The organism is Methylophaga thalassica (assembly GCF_030159795.1).
Lineage (GTDB): Bacteria > Pseudomonadota > Gammaproteobacteria > Nitrosococcales > Methylophagaceae > Methylophaga > Methylophaga thalassica.
The window spans coordinates 74362-92363 of the sequence record NZ_BSND01000005.1 but is presented as its reverse complement, the minus strand read 5'-3'; the positions used below and the strand labels follow the sequence as shown (position 1 = coordinate 92363).

At 43.1% G+C, this 18002-nt stretch carries 16 protein-coding genes and 2 riboswitches; of the genes, 4 read left to right on the top strand and 12 right to left on the bottom strand.

Translation table 11 applies throughout. The features are described from left to right. Positions 1–74 precede the first annotated feature (74 nt). Entirely contained in the window at positions 75–767 is a 693-nt protein-coding gene (locus tag QQL60_RS07645) for a MaoC family dehydratase (protein WP_284722946.1), read from the top strand. A gap of 55 nt (positions 768–822) precedes the next feature. On the opposite strand, the gene nhaD is transcribed toward QQL60_RS07645, so the two are convergent. The 3 genes from nhaD to QQL60_RS07630 form a co-directional block, all read right to left on the bottom strand. Further along, a complete protein-coding gene (gene nhaD, locus QQL60_RS07640) occupies positions 823–2280 on the bottom strand; it encodes a sodium:proton antiporter NhaD (RefSeq protein WP_284722945.1) in 1458 nt (485 codons plus the stop codon). Between the two features lie 68 nt (positions 2281–2348). Beyond that, a complete protein-coding gene (locus QQL60_RS07635) occupies positions 2349–2819 on the bottom strand; it encodes a low molecular weight protein-tyrosine-phosphatase (RefSeq protein ID WP_007146371.1) in 471 nt (156 codons plus the stop codon). A 70-nt stretch (positions 2820–2889) separates the two neighbouring features. Continuing rightward, the gene (locus tag QQL60_RS07630) at positions 2890–3771 is read right to left on the bottom strand and encodes a fructosamine kinase family protein (RefSeq protein ID WP_007146370.1); all 882 of its coding nucleotides are present in this window, start codon (positions 3769–3771) and stop codon (positions 2890–2892) included. 226 nt (positions 3772–3997) lie between these two features. Between QQL60_RS07630 and rpiA the strand changes: the two genes are divergently transcribed. Then, positions 3998–4678: a ribose-5-phosphate isomerase RpiA gene (gene rpiA / locus QQL60_RS07625; protein WP_007146369.1), complete on the top strand. Its 681-nt coding sequence runs from the start codon at positions 3998–4000 to the stop codon at positions 4676–4678. A 65-nt stretch (positions 4679–4743) separates the two neighbouring features. Here the strand turns inward: rpiA and QQL60_RS07620 are convergent, their stop codons facing one another. After that, positions 4744–5259, bottom strand: coding sequence for a peroxiredoxin (locus QQL60_RS07620; RefSeq protein WP_007146368.1), 516 nt, complete (start codon positions 5257–5259; stop codon positions 4744–4746). Positions 5260–5420: 161 nt separating this feature from the next. Here QQL60_RS07620 and QQL60_RS07615 point away from each other — a divergent pair, with 161 nt between their 5' ends. Then, on the top strand, positions 5421–6431 hold the full coding sequence (locus tag QQL60_RS07615) for a Gfo/Idh/MocA family protein (protein WP_284722944.1): 1011 nt from the start codon (positions 5421–5423) through the stop codon (positions 6429–6431). A 62-nt stretch (positions 6432–6493) separates the two neighbouring features. Here the strand turns inward: QQL60_RS07615 and QQL60_RS07610 are convergent, their stop codons facing one another. Continuing rightward, positions 6494–7246 carry a PEP-CTERM sorting domain-containing protein gene (locus QQL60_RS07610; RefSeq protein WP_284722943.1) on the bottom strand — a complete coding sequence of 251 codons (753 nt, stop codon included), beginning with the start codon at positions 7244–7246 and terminating at the stop codon, positions 6494–6496. Positions 7247–7272: 26 nt separating this feature from the next. Further along, positions 7273–7361: riboswitch (cyclic di-GMP riboswitch) on the bottom strand. A 386-nt stretch (positions 7362–7747) separates the two neighbouring features. After that, positions 7748–7830, top strand: a riboswitch (cyclic di-GMP riboswitch). 26 nt (positions 7831–7856) lie between these two features. Here QQL60_RS07610 and QQL60_RS07605 point away from each other — a divergent pair. After that, positions 7857–8351: a hypothetical protein gene (locus tag QQL60_RS07605; RefSeq protein WP_273181206.1), complete on the top strand. Its 495-nt coding sequence runs from the start codon at positions 7857–7859 to the stop codon at positions 8349–8351. A 92-nt stretch (positions 8352–8443) separates the two neighbouring features. Here the strand turns inward: QQL60_RS07605 and QQL60_RS07600 are convergent, their stop codons facing one another. From QQL60_RS07600 to mfd, 7 genes are all read right to left on the bottom strand, one after another. Next, entirely contained in the window at positions 8444–9502 is a 1059-nt protein-coding gene (locus QQL60_RS07600) for a PA0069 family radical SAM protein (protein ID WP_284722942.1), read from the bottom strand. Next, a complete protein-coding gene (locus QQL60_RS07595) occupies positions 9502–10221 on the bottom strand; it encodes an SIMPL domain-containing protein (protein WP_284722941.1) in 720 nt (239 codons plus the stop codon). The genes QQL60_RS07600 and QQL60_RS07595 overlap by 1 nt, the downstream gene beginning before the upstream one ends. Before the next feature lie 53 nt (positions 10222–10274). Further along, the gene (locus tag QQL60_RS07590) at positions 10275–11267 is read right to left on the bottom strand and encodes an alpha-L-glutamate ligase-like protein (RefSeq protein WP_284450776.1); all 993 of its coding nucleotides are present in this window, start codon (positions 11265–11267) and stop codon (positions 10275–10277) included. Next, on the bottom strand, positions 11264–12775 hold the full coding sequence (locus QQL60_RS07585) for an inactive transglutaminase family protein (protein ID WP_273181199.1): 1512 nt from the start codon (positions 12773–12775) through the stop codon (positions 11264–11266). The genes QQL60_RS07590 and QQL60_RS07585 overlap by 4 nt, the downstream gene beginning before the upstream one ends. Positions 12776–12787: 12 nt before the next feature. Next, positions 12788–13612, bottom strand: a complete 825-nt coding sequence (locus QQL60_RS07580) for an ATP-dependent zinc protease family protein (protein ID WP_284722940.1) — start codon at positions 13610–13612, stop codon at positions 12788–12790. 100 nt (positions 13613–13712) lie between these two features. Further along, positions 13713–14480 (bottom strand): methyltransferase domain-containing protein, encoded by a 768-nt coding sequence (locus QQL60_RS07575; RefSeq protein ID WP_284722939.1) that lies wholly within the window; start codon positions 14478–14480, stop codon positions 13713–13715. Further along, positions 14477–17944 (bottom strand): transcription-repair coupling factor, encoded by a 3468-nt coding sequence (gene mfd, locus QQL60_RS07570; protein ID WP_284722938.1) that lies wholly within the window; start codon positions 17942–17944, stop codon positions 14477–14479. The genes QQL60_RS07575 and mfd overlap by 4 nt, the downstream gene beginning before the upstream one ends. Between the last annotated feature and the right edge of the window lie 58 nt (positions 17945–18002).

Genomic DNA, 18002 nt, shown 5'->3' with positions numbered 1-18002 from the left:
TATATGCTGATAAAACTTATGACTACGGAATAAGTCAAAAACACGGCGTTAAGATTTGGAAGAAAGGATCAACTATGCGGCTGGTAGAGTCATTTAAGCAGGGCCAAGAAAAGCTTGAGTCAATCAATTCAGAAATAAAGAATCGAGTAGAAACAACACTAAAAAGCTGGCCGGAAACCATTAATAAAAAAGTCTCCGATATCCGAAACTTCTCCCTGCCATGGACACAATACTTCCATTTCTTTCATGATAGTGAAGAGCCTGTTATCAATGATATCGAAACGGCTCCTAAGTTAAGTGAGAAGTTTACCGATTTACACAGACGCATTGAGTCGAATCTGGGTATTGAAAATTACATCGGAGAGTGGTTTCTGGTTGATCAACCTTGTATCGACCAGTTTGCACAGGCCACCGGCGATCATCAATGGATTCACACCGATCCACAAAAAGCGAAAAATGAATCACCGTTTAAATCAACTATTGCCCATGGCTTTTTGACACTATCCTTGATTCCGAAATTGACCGATACCGTTAACCCTGAAAAAAATGACTACCCTGAAGCCAGAATGCTGGTCAATTATGGGATGAATAAAGTAGTTTTCCCTTCACCAGTCAGAGCTGGCAAGCGCATACGGGCTCGAACTCGTATTATTGCTGTAACACCGCTTAGGCGTGGTTTGGAATTAGTGCGTGAAGTCACAATTGAAGTGGAAAATAGTAAGCGACCAGCCTGTATAGCAGAAATGTTATTACGCTTATATGAATAACAAAAAAGGCGGTTTTCAATCACCGCCTTTTTATTTTACTGATCTGTAATTTCGATCAGAACATTGCACTATTCAGCCAGAGATGAACATAAATACTAGCGGCATAACCCAGAGCAATAGCCCATATCCACTTGATATGGGAGAAGAATGTGTAAATACCTCTGGCTTGACCCATCACAGCGACACCTGCTGCAGAGCCAATCGATAACAGAGAGCCACCGACGCCAGCCGTCAGTGTTACTAACAGCCATTGTCCCTGACTCATATCAGGATTCATTGACAGTACGGCGAACATCACCGGAATGTTATCAACAATCGCTGAGACAATACCGACTAAAATATTCGCGGTAGTTGGACCTAAATCCCCATACATCAGCTGTGAACCAAGGTTTAGGTAACCAATTGTTCCTAAGCCACCGACACATAGAATGATGCCGTAAAAAAACATCAACGTGTCCCATTCTGCTCGTTCAACCTGTTGGAAAATATTAAATGGTTTGCGTCGATCTAAACCTTCCACTTTGACACCTGCTGAGCCTTCTGCATCTGATGTCGTATTGATAAAAGTGCGTCTGTCACGCATTTTTAGAGTGTAACCATAGAGTTTCAATAAACCTAGGCCTGTCATCATGCCAATAACTGGCGGTAAATGAAGGAAATTATGTGCACAGACGGCCATTGTGATGGTGACTAAAAACAAGCCAATAACAACAAAAGCACCTTCCTTGAGTTCTGCCGCATCTGAATTAGCTTGGGGTTGTCCGTTTTTTATCGCCAAAGACATTAAAAATGCTGGTATAAACCAATTCACTACAGAGGGAATAAATAATTTAAAGAACTCCTGAAATTCGACCACACCTTTTTGCCAGACCATTAAAGTAGTGATATCGCCAAACGGACTAAAAGCACCGCCTGCATTGGCTGCAACAACAATATTGATACAGGCGACAGACACAAATTTGATATTGGTACCACCGACCGCCATAACAACCGTCGCCATTAATAAGGCGGTGGTCAGGTTATCTGCAACTGGCGATATAAAGAAGGCAAATAGTCCGGTGATCCAGAAGATACTTCGTAAAGAAAAACCTTTATTGATTAACCAAGCGCGGAGACTGTTAAATACGCCGCGTTCTCCCATGGTGTTGATATAGGTCATCGCTGCCAACAAGAACAATAATAACTCGCCATATTCTTCCAGGTTATGACGAATCATTAAGCCTGCTGTGTGGTGATATTCTGAGTCGGGTTGTTGAGCGTAAATAAGTGCAATCAATCCCCATATGACACCCGCTGCCACCATCACAGGCTTGGATTTTCGCATATGAATTTCTTCTTCAACGATGACCAAAGCATACGCAACTACAAATAAGAAGATAGACACATAACCCACCCAATGAGAGGTCAGATCCAGCAGCTTGGCATTTTCTGCAGCAAAAGCAGAGTGGGGTAATATTAAAAAAGTGGCAAAACTAAGCAGGAGCCATGAGCGTCCTTGAAGAAATGATTTCACGACTAAAATCCTTATGAATGACGAGACTCGGCAATAATACGCCCGAAAACAACGTGAACAAATGTTTATTAGTTAACGACGCTATCGTGAAATCCTTTAGAGGCATCTGCCACCAGATCAAAAACATGATTAAAGCCATTTTGACCACCGTAGTATGGATCGGGCACATCAGATTCTTCACGTTGCGGCGCATAGTCTAAAAACATTTTGACTTTGTGTTTGTAAGCATCAGGACAGGCATTTATCAAAATCTGATAATTACTACTATCCATAGCTAAGATGTAATCAAACTCTTCAAAATCTGCCTGATTAAATTTTCGGGCACGGATGTATGACAGATCGATTCCACGTTGTTTTGCTGTTTGTTGAGCCCGGCTGTCAGGTTCTTCACCGACGTGATAAGCATGGGTACCCGCCGAGTCAATCAGAAAACGATCGCGCGTGCCCAAATCTTCCGTTAATTTTGTGAATACCCCTTCAGCGGTTGGTGAACGACAAATATTACCCATGCAGACAAAAAGTACTTTTATTTGATTCATTGTTTATTTCTTTTGCTTAACTAGTGAAAAAATTCAGATTTAGGATTAATGAAATCAATCAATTATCGATTTAAATTTCAGAAAGAAGCTGGTCTATCATTGACTCAGCCTGACCCATATAACCACCGCCAAATAAATTGAGATGATTCAGAATATGGTAGAGGTTATACAAGGTTTTACGTGTTGCATAGCCTGAGTCGACAGGATAGATAGCATTGTATGCAGCAAAAAAATCTCGGCCAAAGCCACCAAATAATTCTGTCATCGCCAAGTCAGTTTCACGGTCGCCATAATAGCAGGCCGGGTCGAAAATAACGGGTTGTCCAAGATCATCAGCTGCCGCATTTCCACCCCATAAATCACCATGCAACAGTGATGGTTGCGGGTGATGGTTCTCAAGCAGTTTGTCCATGTTATCAAGGAGTTTTTCACCACGAGATTGTAGACGACCTGTGTAACCATTTTGAGCTGCAAACTTCAGCTGTTGCCCTAAACGATGTTCGCGCCAGAACTCTAACCAATGGTGATTTTGATCATTGATTTGTGGTGTGCTGCCAATCGTATTATCCATTTGCCAGCCAAAAAAGGGCTGTTTTACTTTGTGCATGTGGGCCAGCTGTTCACCCAGTGTGATATTGCCATCGCCGCGTAAACTTCTGAGTGGAATGTATTCCAAGACCAAATAACTGTGTTGATGATTTGTTCCTTGGCAGATGACCTCTGGAACCCGAATGCTTTTAGTCGCTGACATCTCTTGCAAGCCAAGTGCTTCGGCTTCAAACATTAGCGATAAAGAAGGCTGATTCACCTTTATAAAATAAGCTTGCTGTTCTGTTTTTAGTTGAAAGGCGCTATTAATACAACCACCACCGATACTGTTCAGTTGATATGGCTGAAGACTCTGATTGGTGGTCGATTCAATATGTTCAACAATGGAGTCGAGCTGTGCCATTATTTTTCCTTACCAGATTTGAAAAAAGAGTTAGCTGCTATAGCTAAGGATATGAGCTAAGCACTGAGGCATCAAGTTTTACATGGTTGAGCACGCGTTATTAAATTGTGACTACTGCATGCAGAAAACGATGAAAGAACCATCAACCATATGGATTGTCCGTTTTTTTATCTGTCATTGCTATGTAAGCTGAACAGTATTTACGGATGGCATAAGGAGTTTGTCTATGGCTATGAATCCAAAACAACGAGTAGCACTGCATGCAGCCAATTTAGTTGAGCAGAATATGATAGTGGGATTGGGCACTGGTTCTACCGCCAATTTCTTTATTGAAGCACTGGCAAAACGCTGTAAGACTGAAAAACTAACTATTCATACCGTGAGTAGTTCTGCGATTAGTGAGATTAAAGCGCGTGAAGCGGGATTGCCCGTGCTGTCTATTGCAGAACTTGATGCGCTGGATATGTATGTGGATGGTGCCGATGAGGTCACACCGGATCTTACTTTATTGAAAGGTCGCGGTCAGGATCTAGTCAATGAAAAATTGTTAGCTTCAGCAGCGGATCAATTTTTTGTTTTAGTTGATGAGTCAAAACTGGTCGAGCATATCGGACAAAACTTTCCGATTCCGGTGGAAGTCATGCCTCAGGCATGGCGTTTGGTTTTGACCCAGCTTAAACAACAAGGTGGTCAAGGCCAGCTTCGACTAAATGCCTCGGGGGATAATGTTGCTGTTACAGCAAGTGGTAGTCTGGTGCTTGATATGCAATTTAAACAAATGGATAGCTTAGAGCTAACCATGATTCTGGATACCATTCCCGGCATAGTCGAGCATGGGATTTTCAGTGACACCGCATCAGCCATTTTTATTGGCGGTGAATCTGAGGTGGAAGAACACTGGCGATAACGTTAGCCATCAGTGAATGAGAAAGGGGAGTGAAACTCCCCCAACTCAAACATTTGTGATGTTGCTTAGGATTTTTTTAGTTCATCCAAAATGGTTTCTGCTTTAGATTTACCAAACTCGCCTGAGCCTTCAACGCCGATATAAGTCACCACACCATCTTTCAGGATGCAGGCAAAGCGATAACAACGTACACCCATTCCTCCGGCAGTTAAGTCTCTATCTAAGCCCATGGCTTTGGTCAGCTCGGCACTACCATCAGCCATCATTCTGACCTTGCCTTCATTATTTACTTGTCGGCCCCAGGCGCCCATGACAAAAGCATCGTTAACAGCCATGCACCAGATTTCATCGGCGCCAGCCGCTTTGATCTCATCTGCTAATCGGATAAAGCCAGGTAAGTGTTCTTCAGAGCAGAGCGGGGTGAATGCACCCGGAACACCGAAAAGAACAATGGTTTTTCCTTCAGTCAATGATTGAACATTCTGTGGTTGAGGGTTGACAGGGCAGCCACTGCTCGCTGAAAAATCAACACACTCAGAAAGTGTCGCTGCGGGAATTTTCTGTCCAACTTCGATTGTCATAATTGCTCCTTAATCCGTTATTTTTATTTACAGGGTGTCTAGCATAAGGCAATCGCTAACAGATAAAAACACTATGAAACATGCGGTTTTATGAGTTTGGAATTGTGCTGTTGAGTCGATATCATGGTAAACACTAAATTGAATTAAAGGGATATAAACACATGGCTGAAAAACAATTACGCTGGGGAATTTTAGGTGCTGCTCGTGTTAACGAAAAACTACTGCCCGCTATTGTTGAAGCAGCTAATGCGGAGCTGATAGCTATTGCCAGTCGTCGTCCTGGGGCGGCGGCAGAAGTTTTGCAAAAACTGGCACCACAACAAACGGCGGTAGAAACGCTGGATGATCCGGAAGCATTACTTTCTCATCCAAATATTGATGCCATCTATCTACCGATGTCGAATGAAGAACATGCCGAGTGGGCACTCAAAGCCATCAATCATGGTAAACATGTACTGATCGAAAAACCTATGGCGCTGACAGTAGCCGATATTGACGCCATTGAAGCCGCTGCAAAAGCAAATAATGTAACAGTCATGGAAGGCTTTATGTATATCTTCCATCCTCAGCATGAGCATGTAAGACAGTTAATTAATGACGGCAAGGTCGGTGACGTGCGTACGGTAAAAACGGCGTTTGCATTCCCTATGAAACCGGCGCGAATGTATCGTATTGACCGTGACATCAATGATGGTGGCGGCGCTATGTGGGATATTGGTCCTTACGCCATTCATACGGCAAGATTGTGGTTTGATAATGAGCCTGTCGCTGCTATGGCAATGGCTAAGCTTAATGACAGTGGTGCTGATGTCAGCTTAAGTGGCGTGTTTGATTTTGCGGATGGTAAGTTTGCTCACTTTGAAATGAGCTTTGAACATGCCAGACGTAGCGAATATGAGATTATTGGTACCAAAGGTGGCATTAAATGCCACACGGTTTGGCAACCTGAAACGGAAGAAGCAACCATAAGCTGGTGGAATGAGAATGAAGAACAAACCGTATCAATTCCAAAAGCCAATCACTTTAATCTGGAAATAGAGTATTTCTCTGATTGCATCTTAGAGGGGAAAGCCCCCAAACTGACATTAGCTGATGCCAGAAATAATTGTGCTGCGATTTGTGCCGCGCTTGCTTCGGTGAGGGAAGGGAAAAAAATTCACTTATCTGGTTAGCGTTTGACCGTTATTAATAAAAAAGCCGTGGGAGAACACCACGGCTTTTTTATTGTTCAAGTTTATTTTACTCTGCGGCGAAGGCCCATAAAACCTAAGAGAGCTGGTGCAAACATAAATGCTGCAGCTGGAACCGGTACTTCTGATGGAACATTAACTTCTTCAATCCCCGCGTATAAAACACTTTGTTGACTGTAGTTGTAAAAACCAAAAGAACCATTACTGAACGTGCCTGCAATGCTTAATTCTTTAATACCGTTTACGAACACTTCGACTAAAGAGGATGTAAATATAATGTCAAAGTCGTATGTGGTGTTATCTAACCAACCTGTATTACCTAGATTGGTTGCACGGGCTAACTCGGTGACATTATTCGTTGGATTGTGAGCCCAAGCCCCTGAGTTATCTCCTAACTGTCCACTTACACTGGATATTGCAAGGCCTTTTTTTGCTGTACCAAAATAAGACTGATCAGCTTGTTTCCAGTCTATAAGCAGATAATCAGCCGATGAATTTGTTAGATCGTTATTGTTATAGCCTAATACAAATCCAATAAAATCATCGTCAGAAGTTGTTTGAACAGTAATTTGTCCTGATAATGCTGTACCTTGGCTATTTTTATTATTGTGGAATACAGTAGGGGCGTTATTAAGCGTTTGCTTTACCGCATTATTGCCCGTCTGTAATACCCAGTTTCCATTTCCATTGGCTTGCCAGGATGATAAGTCGACAGGTTGGGGGGCTGCCAGTAACTGTGTTGAGATTGAACATAAAGCTAGGGTTGTCAGAATGATTGTTTTCGCATATCTACGCATGACATTTTCCTTTAATAATTAAGTGAAAATGCAACTCAGCCATCTCAACTAAGTACATCAGCCGAGATCTGTAGCTTTCCGTACTTGGCTCGCACCAAGGTTGGCTCCGATAATTACGTGGCTGATGATAAAATCAGCACACATAATCATAGTCCTAAGAAGATTTTTAAGGAATAGCGAATGTCAATAATTTTTACAAATATTAACAAAAGTAATATTCCAAAGGTGCAAAAAAGACTTAGTGGGGGAATTGTTTGTTTTTTTATTGAGTTTTATATATCTAGATCGGGTTGAGAATCACGCTATGTTTCATTCTTACATAAGATAATTCATAACCAGTTCACATATTTATTGTGATACCTATCACGTGATCACATTAATGCTGTGAGTGATATCTCAAATTTGACTACTTGATGTGGTTAGCATGTCTCTTGATTTGTAATATCAAGTCGTCTGAATGGTTCAGACAAACGCATTATTAAATGTCTTAATAATGTAATTTTTTTATAAAGCCAAACTCGTCGTGAGGCGGGGTCGGAAAGCCACGGGTCTCTGGTTTGATTGGAGATGGCTGGGTTGCATTGCTTCATATATTAAATAGGAATTTATTATGAAAAAAGCGATGCTATTTGTTGTAGCTCTTTTGTTTTCGGTCGGTGTTAATGCCGCTACGTTATCTATGTCTGGTGCTGGTTCTTCTTTTGACCAGGATGTTGATGTATCAAACGGTAGTGTAGTTTTAGGTGGTGGCACTGTAAGTGAAGGACCTGGTACATGGTTCTCATACTTTGATGTTAGTACAGACTCAGATACGGCTGTTAAAATTGAGTGGTCGTTTAATCCTACTAGTTCATTAGCAGGTGCGACATTACGATTTTATAACGGTGTTGAAGAAAAGCTGTTTAACATTACCGGTGACTTTAGTTTTACAGCAATGATTTACCAAGGGTACACAGCATGGGTTGACATCAAGGATGCAACTAGAAATGTATTTAAATATGATGTTTCTGTGTCAGCTGTGCCAGTACCTGCTGCGTTGTTTTTATTCGCACCAGCCCTATTAGGTTTCTTGGGTCTGCGTAGAAAAACAGCAGTAGCTGCATAAAACTTGAAGTAAAAAATCAAGTTAACAATTGTTAGTTAGATTGAAAGGGGAACTTCGGTTCCCCTTTTTTATGGCTAATAAATATTTTCTTTTTAAAACAAGCTCATTTGCTTTGTTGGTTTATGAAATAAGTCGGTTCTCAGAACCGCTGGAGACTTGTTTAATGAGTATTTCTTGACCGCAACTTCGAATCGTTTTTTGATCATTTCTGCATAGAGCCCCTGACCTTCAAGTCTGTAACCAAACCTGGGATCATTTGTTTTGCCATTTCTGGAGTCTTTAATACGATTCATGACATGCTCTGCCTTGTCAGGATAATGAGTATGTAGCCAATCATTAAAGAGGGGGCTGACCTCTCTTGGTAATCTAACGAAAATATAGTCTATATTTTCAGCCCCTGCTTGTGCCGAAGCATCAATAATATTTTCTAGTTCTGTATCCGTCAGAACAGGAATGACTGGAGCAATAAGAACAGATACAGGTATTCCATTTGCCTTCAATGTCTCTATTGTTTGCAGTCGACGTTGTGGGCTGCTGGCGCGAGGTTCGAGTTTCCTGGCAAGTGTTTTATCCAGTGTTGTAATGGATAGATGAACATTTACCAATTGCTTCTCAGCGAGCTGTTTGAGTAAATCAATATCACGTTCTATCAATGAAGATTTAGTCACAATATTAACTGGATGACTGAACTCAATCATCACCTCAAGTACTTCCCGAGTAAGGTTGTAGTGGCGTTCGATGGGTTGATAGGGATCGGTGTTGGCGCCTAATGATAATGTTGAACAGCGATAGTTTGTTGCCATCAACTCATCTCGTAGTAATTTTGCGGCATTGGGTTTGATGGTTAACTTGGTTTCAAAATCGATCCCTGGAGACAGTCCCAGATAAGCATGTGAAGGACGGGCGTAGCAGTAGATACAGCCATGCTCGCAGCCACGATATGGATTAATTGATTGCTGAAAGGGAAGGTCAGGTGATTGGTTTCTACTAATAATACTACGAGGGGATTCTACACTCACTTCTGTTAAGTTGTTGGCTGGTTCATCATGAAACCAGCCATCATCAATTTCAGTGCGTTGAAACTCATTGAAACGGCCATCGATATTATTAAGCGTTCCCCGGCCTTTTTGTATTTTTGCGTTTTCTGACATTAGTCAGACAAGTAATACTCTATCGTTGACACAACACGAACGTTTTTGATCTGTGGATTATTATTATCGCGAGCACTAATGCTGAACTGGCCTTGGCTGGCTTTACGGATCTTGCCAAGGGTACTATCTGAATCCTGCGCAAATTTTTCAGCAACTTCACGTGCTTTTCTGGTTGCTTCTTCAATCATTTGCGGTTTGACTTCATTAAGACGAGTAAACAGATACTCGGGCTGTGCGGCGTAGTTGTTGCCTGTTAAAACGATACCTTGCTTACCCAGTTCAGAAAGTTGCCCCATCACTTGTCGGACGGTATCAATGGCATCCGAATAAACCGTGACGGTTTGAACCGCCGTATAACGAAATTCAGCACGCTCATTACCCCCATATTGCTGGGCAGATTTATCTGTAATGGCAGGTGCACTGATAGTGACATCAGCACGTTTGATTCCAAGTTTAGTCAGGAAGGAGATGATGGTATTGGTATTGGCATCAACATCATTGTATAAGACTTGCAAATTATTACTTGCGAGCGTGAATTGGATAGGCCATATCACCACATCTGCAGTGAACTCTCTTTCAGCCAGGCCTTTCACTGTCACGGTTCGCTCATATTCTTTGTATTTGATGGCGGCATTTGAGAGAAACCAGCCTAAACTGCTCAAACCAAGAACTAAAGCAATTCCAAGAATCAGACTGCTGGTTTTATTTACCGATGACATAAGAAGCCCCTCAAAAAAGGAAATGTTTACCAGCAGTGTAAATCAAAAGTCGCTTATGATCGACGAGAAAAATGCTCTTTTGAAAATGCGATTCGCTGTTCAATAGTCATTTTCTTTGTATTGGTCAATGCTTCAACTTTTTTCAGCCTGGGTAATAAACCTGAACCATTTGCGACTTGAATACTCAGTCCTGGACGGGCATTGAGCTCAAGCAGCATGGGGCCTTTTGTCCTATCCAGGACAATATCTGTACCTAAATAGCCTAAGCCTGACATTTCATAACAGGAAGCAGACAAATGCAGTAACTGATCCCAATGCGGTACTTGAAGATCGAGCAGGTTTCTTCCTGTATCAGGATGTAACATAACCGGGCGATCAAACTGTACAGCGCGTACCGCACTACCATTGCCAATATCCAGTCCCACCCCAACAGCACCCTGGTGAAGATTGGCTTTACCGTTAGAGTCAGCGGTTGATAAGCGCATCATCGCCATCACAGGAAATCCCTTGAAAACGATAACGCGTGTATCAGGCACACCTTCAAACGTATAACCATTGAAACAATCATCAAATTGGATTAATGCTTCAACAATGGCAACATCAGTTCGACCGCCCAATGAAAATAAGCCGGCCAGAATGTTAGAGACATGACGCTGTAGATCGGCCAGTTTTAAAATTTGTCCATTCGCTTTGTGATAACCAAAATCATCAGAACCTGTGACAACTAAAATTCCTTTGCCACCAGAACCATGAGCGGGTTTGATGCAAAAACCCGCTGTATTTTTGATAATCTCGAGCAGATCATCTACCTGGTGTTGTTCAGTAATGGTACCAATAAGATCGGGCGCATTAACGCCAGCTTCCAGCACAATTTCTTTTGTCTGTAACTTATCATCAACCAGAGGATAGAGTCGTCTTGGATTATAGCGGCTGATATAAGCAATATTCCGTTCGTTCATTCCAAGCACACCAATCTTGGCAAGCTTGTTTGGGTGAACGTACCGAGATTTGACGTCTTTCAGCCAATTCAGCACATTCAGACTCATAGGTGATCCTCAGTTAAGGGTTTAAAGCGTTTTAATTCCAGCAAGCGATAACCGGTGTAATTACCTGCCATTAACACTAGTCCCATCAAAATAAGCTGGATGCCGAGGAAGTTGAATGTTAAATGACGAATTAACTCGTTATTCATGGCTAGGTAAGCCAGCACAGCCACTAACAGCGAACCACCACCTTGAATCACTACTTGATGTGGACCTTCTTCTTCCCATAAAACCGACATTCGTTCAATGGTCCATGCCAGAATAATCATCGGGAAGAAGGTAATTTTCATACCCTCAGTTAAACCAAGCTTGTAGGCAAGAATAGAGAATATCGCGATGATGCCTATAACCATAATGATGACCGCGGATATTCGGGCAACAAGGAGTAGATTGAGATAGGACAGGTATGAGCGAATTAATAAACCAGTACCAACAATCAGTAAGAAACCAACAAGGCCGGTCACGAGGCTGGTCTGAATAAAGGCCAGGGCAATCAATACTGGCATAAAGGTACCAGATGTTTTCAGACCGACCAAAATACGCATCAATACAACGACGAGCACACCGACCGGTATCAACAAAATACCTTTAAACAAGGCTTGTTCTTCGAGTGGTAAGGTATAAAGCGAGAAGTTTATTAAGGTCTCATCAGCAAATTTTTGGTTTAGAGCCACACCAAAAGGCAGCTCTTGCTGAATCATGGAGAAAGTCACATGTGAGTTAGTACCACCAATCAGTTCAAGAACCGGACCTGAATGGTATTCCCACAGTAATAAATTATCTGGCCGGCCTTGTTCACCCGTTTCAGGATTAAATAATTGATAGTCGTTACCATCAAATACTTGAATATAGGTGACTAATTCCTGTCTTCTACGACCATCTTCAAGGAACAGAGCGTGAACTTGGCGCGCCGGAACACCAGCTTGTTGTAATAACTGAACTATCCACTGAGTTTGTGTTTTCAATTGCGCCAGTAGTTCGGCATTTTGTGATTGGTTTTTGAATTCCTGAATTAACTCTCTTGCCAGCGTGTAAGGTGTGGAAGAGCGTTCCTGAGCGCGATCAAGCAGCTGGTTGGCAGACGTTGCATAAGGTTCTTTTTCAATGCTGACTTTTAAAGCGGGTGGCTGACTGGGTTCAGGTGGCACAGCATAAGGATCTAACAGCATATCAACCTTGTAATACAAGGCTTGTTCACCATTGGCATGACGGATTGACCATTCAGCACGATGGCCACCATTATCTCGTTTCGTATAAGCAAGACCATAACCGGGACTGGCGGTTTGCTGACTCAGCTGGGTGAAACCAGGTTGTGTGCCGGGGATGGCAAGTGATGCCAGCACTTCTTTATCTTGCGCATCAAACTCGACTTTGGCCTCAATCGACCAGGTTTGGCGCTGCTCCCCTGGAAGCCAGGGGATGTCAAAAGTGTAGTGTCTATGTAAGGTTAATCCCAGGCCTGAGACAATCAGCAAGCCCACTAACAAATAAAATGCTTTACGAGATGTCACGGCCTGGAATCCTTATTTTTTCTTCGTTTTGCTGACTGATGGCGCTTGAGGTTGGTTTTGAACAATCTCAGGTTTTGGCTGAACATTGTCTTTCGCTACATCAACTACAGCTACATCTCTTAAGAACTCACGACCTAAAAGAATCGGATAGGTCATTTGGGTACGATCATTTAATGTGAACTCTGCTACTTCCGTCATTTTGCCCAGACGCACAGTCAGCGAAGCAACTGGTCTTTTGTCCAATGTATCGGCTGAAGCCTGGCGAATTTTCACGTAACGAACTAAAGGTGCTTCTACGATAAAGCTGTCATCACCATCATCTGGTGCTAAGCGGAAACGCACCCAGTTTTTGCCATCTTTTTCAAAGGGGGTGATATCTAAAGCGCTGATAGAAGAGGTGGTGGCGCCGGTATCAACACGGGCTTCATAAACGCGGTTAACGGCTTCAATCCATAACCATTCTGTTTTACCGACAACCAGTTTATTACCAATATTGTTAGTACTGACAGCTGCTGCAGGCTTAGGACACAGCGGGGGAGCCGCATCACCTTTGTGTTGTTTGACGATAACCGTGTCAATCTTACCTTCAATGACATCCATACGGCCTTCAAACTGACGTTGTGTCTTACTGATTTTCTGTAGCTCATCAGCTTGTGCTTTTTCCTGTTTGCTCAAGCCGTCGCATTGCTGCTGTATCTGTTGAATCAGGCGCGATTCAGTTTGATGTAGCGATTCCGTTAATTCGGTAGCAGAAACAGGTGGGGTTTGCGGGCCTTGTTGAATACAAGCGCTTAAAAAAACAGTTGAAGTTGCAATCAGAACGAATAGTCTAGACATAATAACCTTGTAAGGATAATTGATTAGATTCACTAAAAAATAGCGGCTATTGTAGCAGACACAGTGGCTTTGATAAGCAGACTATTAATAAATCTTAAGATTATATTTGGCGTTTTAACAGCAAATGGATGTAACGTCCCATATCCCGATAGACCGGCATACGACAATACTTATGCTCAAGTTCGAATAACACAGCCTGGTCACTATTGTCTCTAGCTTGTTGGCTCATATAGTCGTTGAAAATGCGCACGCCTGTGTGCGTCTCCACAGTAAATCCAGCATGATGAATAACATCAATAATCTCATGCGGGAATTGTGGATTCGGCGGTGTTAACTTATTTCCTTTGCCAATATAACTATCATTAAGAATAGGTGGCAGGCGCCAGCCGCCCTTTAGTACATTGCTGTAAACCATAGCATTTCTGTTGTAGAACAGTAATGACAAATAGCCGTTGGTCTTAACCTTATCCATAATCATCTGCAAAGACGATATCGGTTCACTTAACCACTCGAGAACAGCATGACAGATCACCAAATCAAATTGAGGAAGCTCTGTGGCGAGTGACTGTGCAGATTGTTGATAAAAGTTGGCCGTAATATTGGCCTGTTCAAAATTGACTTTAGCGGTATTAAGCATTTTTTCAGACAGATCACACAGCGTCAGCTGATGACCTTGTTCTGCCAGCCAGAGACTGATTTGCCCCTGACCACAGCCTGCATCCCACACATCAAGCGGGGATGTGCTAACAAACTGTGCCAGATCTTCTTTTAATAATCGTAGTCGCCACTCACCTTTGACCGTGTCGTAGATTTTGCTATCGAACCTGTCGAATAAATCATCAAAATTACGATCGTGTTTGATGGTCATGCGCTTTTGTTCAGTAAGGCATCTAACAAGTTATCAAGTGCCACGATGCGATCCTCTGCTTCAGGCATGTCTTCAACGAAGCGTAATTTGTCCTGACCATCCAATTTGAACTTCTTCGGTTGTTTTTGAATGAGATTAATAATGGTCATCGGATCAACATTGGGCGATTCTTCAAATAACAAACGACCACCTTGATCGTAGACATCGATCTTACGAATACCGATTTGTTTGGCCTTAAAGCGAAGTTCGTGAATAGCAAACAAGGTTTTAACCTGATCGGGTAATAAACCAAACCGGTCGATCATTTCCACTTGTAATTCATGTAAGGCTTCATTGTCAGCCGCCGCAGAGATACGTTTATACAAAACCAAACGTGTATGCACATCAGGTAAGTAGTCTGATGGAATCAGGGCGGGGACGTGCAAATCAATTTCGACAAAGTGACGGTCAGATTGATTCAGGCTTGGTTCTTTACCTGATTTCAATGCTCTGACGGCGCGTTCCAGTAATTCGTTATACAGATTAAAACCAATCTCCTGCATCTGGCCACTTTGTTCGTCACCTAATAACTCGCCAGCGCCACGAATTTCCATATCGTGTGTGGCTAAGGTAAAGCCTGCGCCTAAGTCTTCGATAGACTCAATGGCTTCCAGACGTTTCACCGCGTCTTTGGTCATGGCTTTTTGCGGTGGCGTGATGAGGTAAGCATAGGCCCGATGATGAGAACGACCCACGCGACCACGGATTTGATACAACTGAGCAAGCCCCAATTTATCCGCGCGGTCAATAAAGATAGTATTGGCAGTGGGAACATCAATACCGGTTTCAATAATGGTGGTACAAACCAACACATTGAAACGCTGGTGATAGAAGTCGAGCATGACTTGTTCCAATTCCCGCTCACGCATTTGTCCATGCGCCACTGCGACCTTGGCTTCTGGGAGAATCGCTTCTATTTCCCTAGCAACCCGATCAATATCTTCTACTTTGTTATGTAGGAAATAAACCTGGCCGCCACGCTTGATTTCACGCAGCATACCCTCACGGATTTTTTCAGCATCCCATTGTAAAACAAAGGTTTTAATGGCTAGTCGACGTGCTGGAGCGGTGGCGATAATCGACAAATCCCGAATACCGGAAATCGACATATTCAATGTTCGCGGAATAGGTGTCGCTGTCAGCGTCAACACATCTATATGAGCGCGGTATTTTTTTATCTGCTCTTTCTGAGTGACACCAAACCGATGTTCCTCATCCAGAATAAACAGGCCAAGACGTTTGGGATCGATATCTTGCTGCAATAATTTGTGTGTACCGATAATGATGTCAGCGTTGCCTTCACTAATCCCTGTTTTCACTTTATCCAGCGCTTTTTTAGATTGAAAGCGAGATAACACTTCGACTTTTACCGGCCAGTCAGCAAAACGATCTTTGAAGTTCTCATAATGTTGTTGGGCAAGTAAGGTGGTCGGCACCAACACCATGACCTGTTTACCAGAATGCACCGCCATAAACGCCGCACGCATAGCCACTTCGGTTTTACCAAAACCTACATCACCACACACTAATCTATCCATCGGCTGTTCTGACAACATGTCTTTAATAACAGCATCAATCGCATCTTGCTGATCGGGTGTCGGTTCAAATGGGAAGGCTGCTGCGAAAGCTGCATAGTCTTCATCGGGCATGCCCATCGGTTGTTTTTTATTGGCTGCCCGACGAGCGTAGATATCTAATAATTCTGCCGCCACATCACGTGCTTTTTCAGCCGCGCGTTTACGGGCTTTTTCCCATTGACCTGTGCCCAGTTTATGTAATGGAGCCAATTCAGGCGCTGCGCCAGAGTAACGACTGATTAAATCCAGAGAAGCGACAGGCACATAGAGCTTATCGCCCTTGGCATATTCCAGCGTGACATATTCCGCAGTAACATCACCGATATCCAGTGTTTGTAGACCAAGATAACGTCCGACACCATGGTCCTCATGAACAACAGCATCACCGACGGAAAGTTCAGCAAGATTACGGATAATGGCATCGGTATCACGCTTTTTACGACTGCGACGTCGGCGTTGCATGACCTGTTGGCCAAACAACTGCGTTTCAGCAATAACCGCCAGATTTTCATTACCTAGCAATAAACCTTGTTCAAGTGGCGCAACCGTAATCGTTAAAGCGTCATTACTTTGAATAAAAGCATCCCAGTTACTGACCGGCTGACATTTGATATCGTGCTGACGCAGCATGTCCAGTAATGTTTCCCGGCGTCCGGCACTCTCTGCTGCAAATAAGATTCGTCCTTTAAACTGATCGATAAATTGCTGTAAGGCTTCGCAGGGTTTATCCTTACGCGCATTCATCGTCAATTGTGGTGGCATGCCAGAGCCATAGTTGATATGACCGGCTTTATCCTGATGTTCAAAGCTCTGCAGTTGCAGGCGTTGATAGGATTTGAAACGACTAAATAACTCCTCAACAGGAATGAAAACATGCTGAGGTTCAAGCAAAGGCCGTTCTGGATTCACACGATGATTACGATAGCGGTCACTGATTTCCTGCCAGTAGCGTTCAGCACCAACATGTGGATCAGCCACACTGACAATCAAAGTGTTATCCGGCAGATAGTCGAGCAGACTATTGGTTTCTTCAAAGAATAAGGGCAGATAAAACTCAATGCCGCCTGGCACATTACCGTCACTCACTTCACGGTAAATAAAGCTACGCTGCGGGTCACCCTCAAAATGGCGACGGAATTGTTGCCGGAATAACTGAATGCCGTCTTCGGTCATCGGAAATTCGCGCGCAGGCAATAGCTGAATGCTATCAATGGTATCTATTGAACGCTGAGTTTCCGGGTCAAATGTTCTGAGGGTGTCGATTTCATCATCAAACAGATCAATACGATAGGGGAGTTTGCTACCCATTGGGTACAAATCAATAATCGCCCCACGAACAGTAAACTCACCATGTTCCATCACTTGTGAAACGTTACGATAGCCGGCTTTTTCCAGCTTCATTCGCCAGCTTTCAATATCAAACTGATCACCCGTCTTCAGAATCAGCGTGTTGCCTTCAAGGAAAGCACGAGGCGCAATACGCTGCATTAATGTCGCGATGGGCACCATCAACAGACCTTGCTTGAAGTCAGGTAATTGATGCAGTGTTTCTAAGCGTTCTGAAACGATATCCTGGTGAGGAGAAAAGGTATCGTAAGGCAGCGTTTCCCAATCGGGGAAATGTAAAACCGGCCGCTTATCTTCACCAAGGAAAAATTTAGCTTCTAATTCCAGCCGATGTGCACTATTCATATCATCGGTGATGACCAATAGCGGGCCGTCGTGCTGCTGCGCCGCTTTTGCTAATAACAGGCCTTGTGCGCTGCCATAAAGTTGGCCAGCAAACAGGACTTCTTTATTGGATGACGGTAACTTGGGATTGAGCAGATTAGGCTGAGTATGATTCACTAGACTGGATTCGTTACAAAAACGTCTATTTTCACATAAAACGAAGAAGTCTTGTCAC